Raw genomic sequence first — 12,862 nt, forward strand, 5'->3', positions numbered from 1 at the left:
TATCGCGGTAAATGAAAAGATCGCAGCCTGCGAAGGTTGCGATCTTTTTTTTGCATAAAAAAACTCGCGCTGCTGTATCGGACGGATGATGGGGACCGAAACAGCAGCGCGAGTTTGTAAAAGCAGCTTGGGCTTCCTTGCCCGAGCCGTGTAGCAGGGATCAGAACTTGGCTTCGGCATCCAGTTGCAGGGTGTTGATTTTCGAGTCCCGCAGCGTGGCGTTGGTGTAGTCGGAATCAGCCATGAAGTACGTCGCGCCGAGGGCGAAGTTCTTGTCGATCTCGTAGCTCACTTTCAACTTGCTGCCGCGCGAACCGGTGAAACCGTTGGCGAAGTCGGAGTCGGTGAAGGCGCCGACCACCGCGTTGCGCTGTACGTCGCGATAGTTGTAGTCCACGCCAAAGCCGAAGACGTTGGTCTTGACACCGGCCAACCAGCCCATGTCCTGATCGTTGCTGGCATCGTCGTTGTTGACGACTTGACCGTAGATCGACAGCGGCATTGGCAGGCCGCCGATGTCGAGTTGACCAAAGCCTTCGTACAGTTTGAACTGCTCGTTCGCCGTGTTGCCGTTAATGGCCAGGCGGCAGGTGTTCGCAGCACACGTATTGTTGATGTCGTTGTCGTTATCGTAAGTGTAGAGGCTGCCGCCCAGGGTCATTTTCAAGTTGTCGGTGATCGCGAAGCGCGCACCCAACTGGCCTGCGTACAGACGCAGGTCGTGACGGAACTGCTTGCCTTCGCCGTCGACGTTGTCCTTGAGGGTGTAGTGGCCGGCGCTACCGAACAGCTCGGTGCTGCCGCCCAGCGGGTATTTGTAAGTCAGTGCCAGACCTTCCGGGCTGATGTCGCTATCCCAGATGATGTCGCCCATGCTCACCCATTGCTGTGGCATCTTGCCGCCAACGAGGTGCAGGTTTTTGATGGCATCGGGGTGGTAGTCGACGTAACCCTGGTCCAGCCAGATATCCTTCTTGGTGAAGTTGCCATCCAGGCTCTGGTTGGTGGAACGAGAGTCATTGTCGCTGCCAGTGGCGATACGGATGCCGGTGTCCACTTGCGGGTTGATTGCCGTGTAGGCACCCAGGCGGACACGAATACGTTGACGATCCTGGTCACCGGTGTTCGATACGCCATCGTTCTTGACCGTTTCCTGGCGGAAACGCACGTCACCCTTGAACTGGGTCTTGGCAGCCCACGCCAGTTTCTGGTCGAAGGTGCTCAGTGCTTCGGTTTTCTTCGCGGTGGCCGCGATCTGCTCGTTGGTTTCTTGTTGAGCCTGACGGGCGATTTGCTGTTCTTTCTGATCCCGGGCCAGTTCGGCTTGCAGTTCGCTGTACTGCGCGTTGGTAATCGAACCGTTAGCCTTCAGCATGTCGAGCAGTTTGGCGTCGACTGCGGCGCTGGCTGGCACACTCATGGCCAGCAGCAGACCGCCACACAGGGCCGCCGCAGTTTTCGTGGAAGCAAGACGCATATCAATCTCCGAAGATGAGAGGGGATGACTGAGCCATCCGGGGCACAACCGACCGCAAAGGGACGGAAAACAGTGGCCGGGTGCTATAACCCGGCGCTCTAAAAACAGGCGCCAGTATCGCGATGGTTTATGACAAAGCAGTGGCAATGTGATGGCGTCTCGATGACGATACAAAACTTGAATGAACTTTCTATTCCGGGCCCTGTCGGCGTATCGCGGGTGTGGATTGCGCCGCTATAGGCGATACTCGCGAGGCTGTTACGCCAAGAAGTGGAGAGGGAAGTGATGCCGCTGCAACGTCTGGAACGTCTGTCCGAAATAGCGCCGCACACCTGGGATGCCCTGGTGCCGGATGATCAGCCATTTCTGCGTCATGCCTTTCTCAGCGCACTGGAAGACAGTGGCAGCGTCGGCCCGCATTCCGGGTGGCAGCCCGAGCATTTGTTGCATATGGAAGGTGATCGGTTGATCGCTGCGCTGCCCAGTTATCGCAAATGGCACTCCTACGGTGAGTACGTGTTCGATCACGCCTGGGCCGATGCGTGCGAGCGTGCCGGCATCGACTATTACCCAAAATTGCTGACTGCCGTGCCCTTCAGCCCAGTCAGCGGACCGCGTTTGCTGGCGGCCACGGTTGAGGACGGTTTCGAACTGCTGAAGAGTTTGCCCGGCTACCTCGAGATCGAAGCACTCTCCAGTGCGCACATCAATTTCACCGATTCGTTCACTGACGCGGCGCTGGCCGAACAGCCTGGCTGGCTGCAGCGCATCGGCTGTCAGTACCACTGGCAAAATCGCGGCTATCGGGATTTTCAGGACTTCCTTGACGTCCTCAGTTCGCGCAAGCGCAAGCAGATGCGCAAAGAACGCGAGCAAGTAGCGGGGCAGGGCTTCGACTTTGAGTGGCTGGAAGGCCGGCAACTGGATCAGGCGCAGTGGGATTTCGTTTACGCCTGTTACGCCAATACCTACGCGGTGCGTCGGCAACGGCCCTATCTGACGCGGGAGTTTTTCAGTCTGTTGGCCGAACGCATGCCGGAATCCATTCGCGTGGTCCTGGCCAAACAAGGCTCACGACCGGTGGCCATGGCCTTCAGCCTCGTCGGCGGCGACAGTTTTTATGGCCGTTACTGGGGCTGTCTGGCGGAGTTCGATCGTCTGCATTTCGAGACGTGTTTCTATCAAGGGATGGACTACGCGATTGCCCACGGCTTTCAGCGTTTCGATGCCGGTGCTCAGGGTGAGCACAAACTGATTCGCGGGTTTGAACCGGTGATCACCCACTCCTGGCACTACTTGCGCCATCCCGGCCTGAAAGCGGCGGTCAAAGACTTCCTTCATCAGGAGCGTCTCGGTGTGTTGGCGTATGCCGAGGAAGCGAGGACCGCCTTGCCCTATCGGCAAGACTGATCCTCGTTCATTGGGTCAAGTGCCTTCCTTGCCCAGCCATCGATACGTCACACCGCCGACCACCGCGCCCAGCAGCGGCGCGACCCAGAACATCCACAATTGCGCGATGGCCCAGCCGCCGACAATCAGTGCCGGGCCGGTGCTGCGGGCCGGGTTGACCGAGGTGTTGGTGACGGGAATCGAGATCAGGTGAATCAGCGTCAGGGCCAGGCCGATGGCGATTGGCGCCAGCCCGGCGGGTGCACGTTTATCGGTGGCGCCGAGGATGATCAGCACAAACATCGCCGTCATCACCAGCTCACAGACAAAGCCTGCGGCCATCGAGTATTTACCGGGGGAGTGTTCGCCGTAGCCGTTGGAGGCCAGGCCGGCTGAGAGGTCGAAGCCTTCCTTGCCGCTGGCGATGTAGTAGATCAGCGCGGCGGCGATAATCCCTCCAATGACCTGGGCGATGATGTAGGCGGGCAGTTCTTTGGCCGGGAACCGGCCTCCCACGAACAAACCGACCGATACGGCGGGGTTGAGATGGCAACCGGAGATATGGCCGATGGCGAATGCCATGGTCAGCACGGTGAGACCAAACGCAATGGCCACGCCGAGCACACCGATCCCCAGCGGAGAAGACGCGGCCAGAACCGCACTGCCGCAACCCCCCAACACCAGCCAGAACGTACCTAACAACTCAGTGACTGAACGTTTGAACAGAGACATGAGAGCGTCCTTGATAGGCTTCCTATCGAGACTGTATCGAGTTATGCATCCTGCAGATTTACGACAGGCTCATCTCCAGAACCTTGGCTGAGTACAGCAGGGTTTTTATGGAATTCCAGTGGGTATGGGAACTGCCGGGGCTTGTGGGTGGCGGGTTGGGGCGGGTTTATTGGATTGGGATTGGGATTGGGATCGGGATTCGGGGCATATCCGTTTCTGCGGTTACGGCTGCCTACGGTTCCGCCCTTACGGCGGGTTACTTGGAAGAACGGAACGCCGCCCGGCGCCAAGTAACCAAGCGCCTGCGCCCCTAGCCGACCCGTTTTTTGCGGATGTACCCGGAACCGTGTGGGAGCTGGCCTGCCAGCTCCCACAGGGGAATGCGTACGCAGCAAGGGACTGGTCGGGCCGGAAGGCCGCCTCGCGGTCCTGTGGCGGTGGTCGCCCCTCGAGAAGCCGAGTGGAGGTTCTGCATAGTAGGCCCGCCGCCATTGGCCATCCCTGCCGGGTTGCCCACTGCACAGAACCTGCGCTCGGCGTTCCGACGGGGCAGATCAAGATCAAAAGCCAAAGCGAGGCGGCCTGATAGCCGACCCGGAACCGTGTGGGAGCTGGCTTGCCAGCGATGGACGTCCAGACAACGCATTCATTCAGACCGCACACGTCATCGTTAACGACCATCGCTGGCAAGCCAGCTCCCACAGGGGAATGCGTACGCAGCAAGGGATTGGTCGGCCGGAAGGCCGCCTCGCGGTGCTGTTGCGGTAGTCGCCTCCCCCACGCCCTGAGCCTGTCCGGCAATCTGTAACGACCTCCATCGGCGCTCTTCCAGGTAACCCGCCGTAAGGGCGGAACCCCTATCAGCCATCACCGAAAAAACGGATATTCACCCAATAAAACAGCCTCAATCGATCCCGACAAACCCCCCAGTCTGGTGTTGCCACAACCGCGCGTACAACCCGCCATGCGCCAGCAGTTCAGCATGGGTCCCCGTTTCGGCAATCTGGCCTTTTTCCAGCACCACCAAGCGGTCCATCCGCGCAATGGTCGAAAGCCGGTGGGCGATGGCAATCACGGTTTTACCCTGCATCAGGGTTTCGAGGCTTTCCTGGATCGCCGCCTCAACTTCCGAGTCCAGCGCGGAGGTGGCTTCGTCCATGATCAGAATCGGCGCGTCCTTGAGCAGCACGCGGGCGATGGCGATCCGCTGACGCTGACCACCGGAGAGTTTCACCCCGCGCTCACCCACATGCGCATCAAACCCGGTGCGCCCTTCGGCGTCCGACAGCAACGGAATGAACTCGTCGGCCCGGGCCTTGTGCACCGCTTCCCAGAGTTCGGCGTCGGTGGCATCGGGTTTGCCGTAAAGCAAATTGTCGCGGATCGAGCGGTGCAGCAGCGACGTGTCCTGAGTGATCATGCCGATGCGCTCGCGCAGGCTTTCCTGGCCGACTTCGGCGATGTTCTGGCCGTCGATCAGGATCCGCCCGCCCTGCACGTCGTAGAGGCGCAGCAGCAAGTTGACCAGGGTCGATTTGCCAGCACCGGACGGGCCGATCAAGCCGATTTTTTCACCCGGTTTGATCGTCAGGTTGAGGTCGCCGATGATCCCGCTCTTCTTGCCGTAGTGGAAATCCACGTGCTCGAAACGCACTTCGCCGCGATCGACGGTCAGTGGTTTGGCTTCCGCACGATCGGTGATGCTGACCGGTTGCGAGATGGTCTGCAAACCGTCCTGCACCATGCCGATGTTTTCGAAAATGCCCGTGACCACCCACATGATCCAGCCGGACATGTTGACGATGCGGATCACCAGGCCGGTGGCCAGCGCAATGGCGCCCACCGTGATCAGCGACTGCGTCCATAGCCACAGGGCCAGGCCCGTGGTGCTGACGATCAGCAAGCCGTTCATGCTGGTGATGACCACGTCCATGCTCGTGACCACGCGGCCGGCCAGTTGGGCTTTGACCGTCTGTTCCTCGATGGCTTCCTTGGCGTATTGCTGCTCGAAATTGGTGTGGGCGAACAGCTTCAACGTGGTGATGTTGGTGTAGCCATCGACGATCCGGCCCATGAGCTTGGAGCGCGCATCCGAGGACACCACCGAGCGCTCTTTCACTCGTGGCACGAAGTAGCAGAGGGCGCCGATGTAGGCGGCGATCCATGTCAACAACGGGATCATCAGGCGCCAGTCGGCTTCGGCGAACAGCACCAGCGAACTGATCGCGTAGATCAGCACATGCCACAGCGCGTCCACCGCTTGCACGGCGGAATCGCGCAACGAGTTGCCGGTTTGCATGATGCGTTGGGCGATGCGCCCGGCGAAGTCGTTCTGGAAGAAATTCAGGCTCTGCTTGAGCACGTAACTGTGGTTTTGCCAGCGGATCATGCTGGTCATGCTCGGGCTCAGGGTCTGGTGCACCAGCATGTCATGCAAGGCGAGAAACAGGGGTCTCAGGATCAGCGCAACCACGGCCATCCAGGCCAGTTCCACGCCGTGGATCTTGAAGAAGTCGACGTTGGGTGTGCCTTGAGTCAAATCGATGATGCGACTCAGGTAGCTGAACAGCGCCACTTCGATCAGCGCACCGAACAGGCCGACGATCAGCAACACCGCAAACATCGGCCAGACTTGCTTCAGGTAATAGGTATAGAAGGGCAGAACACGGTCGGGCGGAGCCGCCGTCGGGGCGTCACGGAATACGTCGATCAGTTTCTCAAAACGGCGATAAAGCATTTGTTCTCCGCCCGCGTGCGGGCTCTCCTTTAAACACTATGAGCGGCACCGAATGCCGGCGGCCGCTCAACATCCCTGTGCGGGTGGCTCTTAGTCGATGCGCTTGGCCGACTTGATGAACACAGGATCGGCCGGCACATCTTTCATGCCGTTGCGGGTAGTCGTTTGCGAGTTGACGATGACGTCCACGACATCCATGCCTTTCACGACTTTACCGAAGACCGCATAGCCATCGCCCTGGTCCAGGAAGTCGTTGTCCTTGACGTTGATGAAGAACTGGCTGGTGGCCGAATCCGGCACGGAGGTGCGTGCCATGGACAGCGTGCCACGGACGTTATGCAGGCCGTTTTTGGATTCGTTCTTGATCGGAGCCTTGGTTTCTTTTTGCTGCATTTGTTGGGTGAAACCACCGCCCTGGACCATAAAGCCCGGGATCACACGGTGGAAAATAGTGTTGTTGTAGAAGCCGCTGTCGACGTACTCAAGGAAGTTTTTGGTACTGATCGGCGCCTTGACCGGGTCCAGTTCGATTTCGATCTGGCCGTTGGTGGTTTCCAGCAGAACGTGTGGTGCCTTGGCGGGCGTGGCGGCCATCAGGTTGGCGGCAAACAGAACGGTGCCAGCGACGAGGGCAATTTTTTTCAGCATGGGTCAGTGATCCTGAGTGTGGTGGTGTCGACTGCGGTGAGAAACTCGAGCAGGGTTTGGTTGAAGCGTTCGGGTTGATCCAGCGGGGTGGCGTGACGCGAATCGGCGATCACCACCAGCCGCGCATCAGGCAGCAGTTTTACGTAAGTCTCCTTCAGCGACACCGGTGTGTAGTCACGGTCGGCGCTGACGATGAGGGTTGGACAGGACACTCGGGAAAGTCGTTCCTGAACACCCCAGCCAACAATCGCGTCGAAGCTGGCGAGATAAGCATGTTTGTCGTTTTTTGCCCAGCGCTCGGCCATCTTTTGACGCAATTCGACCTGTTCCGGCTTCGGGAACAGTTTGCCTCCAAGGGCTTTGCCGATGGTGCCCAGGCTGAGTGCGCGCATCAGGCTCCAGCGCTTGAACCACTGCCAGTAATCGTCGCGGCTGCGCAATTTGACCTCGGGCGCGCTGTTGACGATGCACAGGCTTTTGAGCAATTGCGGCTGATCCACCGCCAGCTGGAAGCCGATCATGCCGCCCATCGACAGACCCACATAATGTACCGGGCCGAGGTTCAGATGTTCGATCAGGGCGACCAGGTCGGCGCTGAACCCGGCGATGCTATAGCGCTCGCGGGGTTTGTCGGAGCGACCGTGGCCGCGCACATCCGGGACGATCACCCGGTAGTGAGCCGACAATGCCGGGATCTGTTTTTCCCAGTCCAGGGTGCTCGAACCGAGCCCGTGAACCAGCAGCAACGGCGTACCGTGGCCATATTCCTCGTAGTGCAGGTTGCAACCTTCGTGTTCGAAATAGGCCATGCGATCACTCCGTGTCAGGCTTGTTCTGGGGCGGCGAAAGGCGCATCCAGCGGCGCGGTGTCGAAGGTGCGCAGCAGTTCGATGAGGATTTGCGTGGCCGGGCCCAAGGGTTTGTCCTTGTTCGAATACAGGTAGAAGCTCGGGTTACGGCTGCCGCCCTGATCCAACGGTAGCAGCTTGAGCGTCCCTTCCCTCAGTTCGCGTTCGATCATGTGCCGCGGCAACCAGGCGAAACCCAGCCCGCTGCCGACAAAGGTCGCGGCGGTGGCGAGGCTGCCGACGGTCCAGCGCTGTTCGGCGCCGAGCCAGCCGACATCCCGTGGCTGTTGGCGGCCGGAATCGCGGATCACCACTTGCATCTGGCTTTCCAGGTCCTGGAAATTCAGTTCACGGTTCAGACGGTGCAGGGCGTGCTCGGGGTGGGCGACGGCGACGAATTCGACGTCGCTCAATTCCGCGCCCAGATAGCCAGGAATACTGAAACCGGTGATCGCCAGGTCAGCCACGCCTTCGAGCAGGACTTCTTCAACGCCCGACAACACTTCTTCGCGCAGCCGCACCCGGCAGCCACGGCTTTGCGGCATGAACGCAGTCAGGGCGCGGACGAGCCGGGCGCTCGGGTACGCGGCGTCGACCACCAGCCGCACTTCCGCCTCCCAGCCTTGTTCCATGTGATGCGCCAGGTCTTCCAGCTGGCTGGCCTGTTTGACCAGTTGCCGAGAACGGCGCAGCAGTACGCCGCCGGCATCGGTCAATACGGCTTTGCGACCGTCAATGCGCAGCAATGGCACGCCGAGCTGATCCTGCATGCGCGCCACGGTGTAGCTGACCGACGATTGCGAGCGGTGCAGCGCCTCGGCGGCCTGGGCGAAACCGCCGTGGTCGACCACGGCCTGTAACGTTCGCCATTGATCAAGGGTCACGCGGGGCGCTTTCATCTTGAGCTCCTCTTGTCCTAAGCTGGCGGTCCTTATTGGAGACTGCCGAATGAAAAAATTCTGTTGTGTGGTGTTGGCGATGTTGCCGCTGACTGCCTTTGCTTACCCGATCGACGTACAAAAACAGTTGAACGGCTTGAGCATCGACTACAACACGTATGACACGGATACCGACATCGCCTCCATTCAGGTGAACAACTACGGCAGCACCGATGCGGTCTGTAAGGTGGTTTTCAATAACGGTCCGGAAGCACCGCGCACTCGCAATATCGAAGTGGCCGCCGGCAAGCACAAAAATGCCACCGCCAAGTTCAACCGGACCATCATCAAGATGCGCATCAATCTGACCTGCACCCCGAAATAGCATCGAGACCCTGTGGGCGTTCGCTTCCACAGGGTGCATTCAGCTTATAAACGAATTTATTGATGGGTTGTAGCAGTTATTTGCGCTTTTTCATCGATATGACTCTGTTTAACCTTCACTCCATCGACTTACAGCATTCTCAGATGGAGGCTACATCCCATGTCCCGCGTTCTGATCATCGAAAGCAGCGCCCGTCAGCAAGACTCTGTTTCGCGTCAACTGACCCAGACCTTCATCAGCCAGTGGAAAACCGCTCACCCGAACGACCCGATCACCGTCCGTGACCTGGCCGTCAACCCGGTGCCGCACCTGGACATCAACCTGCTGGGCGGCTGGATGAAACCCGCCGAGCAGCGCAATGACATCGAACAGGCTTCCCTGGAACGCTCCAACCAGTTGACCGATGAATTGCTGGCCGCTGACGTACTGGTCATGGCGGCGCCGATGTACAACTTCGCGATCCCGAGCACGCTGAAAGCCTGGCTCGACCACGTGCTGCGTGCCGGCGTGACCTTCAAGTACACCGACACCGGCCCGCAAGGCCTGCTCAGCGGCAAGCGCGCTTACGTGTTGACCGCTCGCGGCGGGATCTATTCCGGCAGCACTGCGGATCATCAGGAACCGTACCTGCGTCAGGTCATGGGCTTCATCGGCATTCACGACGTGACCTTCATCCACGCCGAAGGCATGAACCTGGGCGGCGACTTCCAGGAGAAGGGCCTGAACCAGGCCAACGCCAAGCTTTCCCAGGTTGCCTGACCCGTTAATCGCCAGATAATCACTGGATGGTCTAGTGACTTGGCGCAACCCTTCAAGCCTGTACGCGCATCGACCTCCCTTTGCACTTGTTGCTCCTGAGTGCTGTAGCCCGATTGAACGCTTTAGCGAGATCGGGCTTTTTTTTGCCTGCGATTTGATGGGCGTACACATAAACCTGTGGGAGCGGGCTTGCCCGTGATGGCGGCGCCACATTCACCATGTATGTCGGCTGATATACCGTCATCACGGGCAAGCCCGCTCCCACAGGGATCTGTGTGTTCTCGCGATCGCCGACAAAACCCGCTATCGTCGCCGCCATTCAAAACGAGGCGAGCATGGGCTATCTACTTTTTGTCACGCTGATCCAGGCGTTTTCCTTCAGTCTGATCGGCGAATACCTGGCCGGTCATGTCGACAGTTACTTCGCGGTGCTGGTGCGGGTGCTGCTGGCGGGATTGGTGTTTATTCCGTTGACGCGCTGGCGCTCGGTGGAGCCGGCGTTCATGCGCGGCATGCTGCTGATCGGCGCGTTGCAGTTTGGCGTGACCTACGTCTGCCTGTACCTGAGCTTTCGGGTGCTGACGGTGCCGGAAGTGTTGCTGTTCACCATTCTCACGCCGCTGCATGTGACGCTGATCGAAGACGCGCTGAACCGGCGCTTCAATCCATGGGCCCTGGTCGCGGCGCTGGTGGCGGTGCTCGGCGCGGCGGTGATTCGCTACGACCGGATCAACCCGGATTTCTTCATGGGGTTCCTGCTGCTGCAACTGGCCAACTTCACCTACGCCGCGGGGCAGGTGCTTTATAAGCATCTGGTGGCGCGTCATCCAAGCGATCTGCCGCACTACCGGCGCTTCGGTTATTTCTATCTGGGCGCACTGGCGGTGGCATTGCCGGCCTTTCTGCTGTTCGGCAAACAGAATTTTCTGCCCGAAGCACCGCTGCAATGGGGCGTTCTGGGGTTCCTCGGTCTGGTCTCGACCGCGTTGGGGTTGTACTGGTGGAACAAGGGCGCGTGCCTGGTCAATGGCGGGACGCTGGCGGTGATGAACAATCTGCATGTGCCGGTGGGGCTGCTGATCAATCTGCTGATCTGGAATCAGCATGAGGAGCTGGGGCGGTTGTTCTTTGGCGGATCGGTGATTTTGATGGCGGTGTGGATCAGTCGACTGGGTGTACGAAAGTCCTTGGCTACGACCTGACTCCCGTAGGAGCCAGCAAGCCGGCTCCTACCAAATTTTGCGTTATATCTCTGCCAGCTGCGCCACCAGAAACTCAATGAACGTCCGGGTCTTCTGCGGCACCCGGCGTGCCGAAGGATAGACCGCGTTAATCGTGATCGCAGGCGCCTGCCATTCACACATCACCGGCACCAACCGGCCAGCCGCCAGCGCATCCTCGACGATGAAGTTGGGCAACAGCGCGATGCCCATGCCGGCCTCGGCGGCCTGGGCGAGCAAGTCGCCATTGTTGGCGTGCAACGGACCCGTGACGTTGACTCGTTGGGTTTCCTTGCCGTTGCACAGCTGCAAACTCACGCCGCTTTGCAAATATCCGTAGTTCAAACATTGATGGGCGCGCAGATCCTGCGGCGTCTGCGGCGTGCCTGCGCGTTCGAGATAAGCGGGTGAGGCGACCATGATGCGCGGAGCCGGCGCCAGTTGCCGGGCAATCATCGTCGAGTCCGGCATGCTGGCGATGCGGATGGTCACGTCGAAACCACCGCGCACCGGGTCAACCTGCTGGTCGCTGAGTACCAGTTGCAGCTCTATGTTCGGGTGTTGTTCATGAAACAGGGGAATCAGCGGCCCCAGTCGGCGCAACCCGAAAGACATTGGCGCATTGACGCGCAGCACCCCGCGTAACTCGCCGATGCCGTTACGTGCACGCTGTTCGGCCTCGTCCAGCGAGGCCAGTACTTCCCGCGCCGCGTCGAAATACTCCGCGCCAGCCTCGGTCAGGTGCAGGCTGCGCGTGGTGCGCTGCAGCAATTGCACGCCGATGGCTTCCTCCAGCGCCTGAATCTGTTTGCTGACTTTAGATCGCGGCACATCCATTGCCCGTGCAGCGGCGGCGAAGCCGTTCTCGCCGACCGTGACGACGAACGCGCGCATGCATTCGATGCGGTCCATGATTGTCCCTATTTTAGAATCAATGATTCTCGATTTTAGGGAATTGTCCCTTTCTCTGCTAGCCCCTAAAGTGACATCCAAGCCGACGACAAAGCCTCTGGAAGCCGCGTCGACTCACCCATTACTGATTTGAATTATCGACATCAAAAGGAACGCGCCATGTCTATTCGTGAACTGCTCAACCCAACCAACTCCGCTCTGATCCTGATTGACCACCAGCCGCAAATGGCTTTCGGCGTGCAGTCGATCGACCGTCAGACCCTGAAGAACAACACGGTTGGCCTGGCCAAGGCTGCCAAGATCTTCAACGTGCCGACGATCTACACTTCGGTGGAAACCGAAAGCTTCAGCGGTTTCATCTGGCCAGAGCTGCTGGCCGTGCACCCGGATCAAAAGCCGATCGAGCGCACCTCGATGAACTCCTGGGAAGACAAGGCGCTGGTTGACGCGGTGAAGGCCACCGGTCGCAAGAAGCTGATCATTGCCGCGCTCTGGACCGAAGTCTGCCTGACCTTCCCGGCGCTGGAAGCGCTGGCTGAAGGCTACGAGGTGTACATCGTGACCGACGCGTCCGGCGGCACCACCAAAGAAGCTCACGACATGTCGGTGCAGCGGATGATTCAGGCAGGCGCGGTGCCGGTCACCTGGCAACAAGTGCTGCTGGAATACCAGCGTGACTGGGCACACAAGGACACTTACGAGGCCGTGATGGAACTGGTGCTGGAACACAGCGGCGCGTATGGCATGGGCGTGGATTACGCTTACACCATGGTGCACAAGGCGCCGCAGCGTCAGGTCAAGTAAGCAGTGATCATCTGAACGATGCGGTCCATGTTGGAGCGGGCTTGCCCGCGATGGCGGAGTGTCAGTCTACGAA

General features: G+C 59.5%; 11 protein-coding genes and 1 pseudogene. 5 read left to right on the forward strand and 7 right to left on the reverse strand.

Features of this window, described 5'->3' with window-relative positions; genetic code table 11:
• Positions 1 to 160 precede the first annotated feature (160 nt).
• Positions 161 to 1,477: a putative porin gene (locus F8N43_RS11370; protein ID WP_150634064.1), complete on the reverse strand. Its 1,317-nt coding sequence runs from the start codon at positions 1,475 to 1,477 to the stop codon at positions 161 to 163.
• Between the two features lie 285 nt (positions 1,478 to 1,762).
• Here F8N43_RS11370 and F8N43_RS11375 point away from each other — a divergent pair, with 285 nt between their 5' ends.
• Positions 1,763 to 2,887, forward strand: coding sequence for a GNAT family N-acetyltransferase (locus F8N43_RS11375; RefSeq protein ID WP_150634063.1), 1,125 nt, complete (start codon positions 1,763 to 1,765; stop codon positions 2,885 to 2,887).
• Positions 2,888 to 2,902: 15 nt separating this feature from the next.
• Here the strand turns inward: F8N43_RS11375 and aqpZ are convergent, their stop codons facing one another.
• The 5 genes and pseudogenes from aqpZ to F8N43_RS11405 all read right to left on the reverse strand — a co-directional run bounded on the left by aqpZ (position 2,903) and on the right by F8N43_RS11405 (position 8,730).
• Positions 2,903 to 3,598, reverse strand: coding sequence for an aquaporin Z (aqpZ, locus tag F8N43_RS11380; RefSeq protein ID WP_150634062.1), 696 nt, complete (start codon positions 3,596 to 3,598; stop codon positions 2,903 to 2,905).
• A 904-nt stretch (positions 3,599 to 4,502) separates the two neighbouring features.
• Positions 4,503 to 6,335, reverse strand: a complete 1,833-nt coding sequence (locus tag F8N43_RS11390) for an ABC transporter ATP-binding protein (protein WP_150653789.1) — start codon at positions 6,333 to 6,335, stop codon at positions 4,503 to 4,505.
• A 90-nt stretch (positions 6,336 to 6,425) separates the two neighbouring features.
• On the reverse strand, positions 6,426 to 6,983 hold the full coding sequence (locus F8N43_RS11395; protein ID WP_150636401.1) for a peptidylprolyl isomerase: 558 nt from the start codon (positions 6,981 to 6,983) through the stop codon (positions 6,426 to 6,428).
• A gap of 3 nt (positions 6,984 to 6,986) precedes the next feature.
• Positions 6,987 to 7,792: pseudogene (locus tag F8N43_RS11400) on the reverse strand (alpha/beta fold hydrolase).
• 14 nt (positions 7,793 to 7,806) lie between these two features.
• On the reverse strand, positions 7,807 to 8,730 hold the full coding sequence (locus tag F8N43_RS11405; RefSeq protein WP_150634057.1) for a LysR family transcriptional regulator: 924 nt from the start codon (positions 8,728 to 8,730) through the stop codon (positions 7,807 to 7,809).
• A 49-nt stretch (positions 8,731 to 8,779) separates the two neighbouring features.
• Between F8N43_RS11405 and F8N43_RS11410 the strand changes: the two genes are divergently transcribed.
• The 3 genes from F8N43_RS11410 to F8N43_RS11420 all read left to right on the forward strand — a co-directional run bounded on the left by F8N43_RS11410 (position 8,780) and on the right by F8N43_RS11420 (position 11,055).
• Positions 8,780 to 9,094, forward strand: a complete 315-nt coding sequence (locus tag F8N43_RS11410; protein ID WP_017337035.1) for a hypothetical protein — start codon at positions 8,780 to 8,782, stop codon at positions 9,092 to 9,094.
• A 159-nt stretch (positions 9,095 to 9,253) separates the two neighbouring features.
• Positions 9,254 to 9,853 (forward strand): FMN-dependent NADH-azoreductase, encoded by a 600-nt coding sequence (locus tag F8N43_RS11415; RefSeq protein ID WP_150634056.1) that lies wholly within the window; start codon positions 9,254 to 9,256, stop codon positions 9,851 to 9,853.
• Between the two features lie 335 nt (positions 9,854 to 10,188).
• On the forward strand, positions 10,189 to 11,055 hold the full coding sequence (locus tag F8N43_RS11420) for a carboxylate/amino acid/amine transporter (protein ID WP_150634055.1): 867 nt from the start codon (positions 10,189 to 10,191) through the stop codon (positions 11,053 to 11,055).
• Between the two features lie 42 nt (positions 11,056 to 11,097).
• On the opposite strand, the gene F8N43_RS11425 is transcribed toward F8N43_RS11420, so the two are convergent.
• On the reverse strand, positions 11,098 to 11,985 hold the full coding sequence (locus tag F8N43_RS11425) for a LysR family transcriptional regulator (protein ID WP_150634054.1): 888 nt from the start codon (positions 11,983 to 11,985) through the stop codon (positions 11,098 to 11,100).
• A gap of 159 nt (positions 11,986 to 12,144) precedes the next feature.
• Between F8N43_RS11425 and F8N43_RS11430 the strand changes: the two genes are divergently transcribed.
• A complete protein-coding gene (locus F8N43_RS11430) occupies positions 12,145 to 12,789 on the forward strand; it encodes a hydrolase (protein WP_150634053.1) in 645 nt (214 codons plus the stop codon).
• Positions 12,790 to 12,862 lie beyond the last annotated feature (73 nt).

This window comes from Pseudomonas fluorescens, assembly GCF_902498065.1.
In the GTDB taxonomy this organism is placed as follows: Bacteria; Pseudomonadota; Gammaproteobacteria; order Pseudomonadales; family Pseudomonadaceae; genus Aquipseudomonas; species Aquipseudomonas fluorescens_BJ.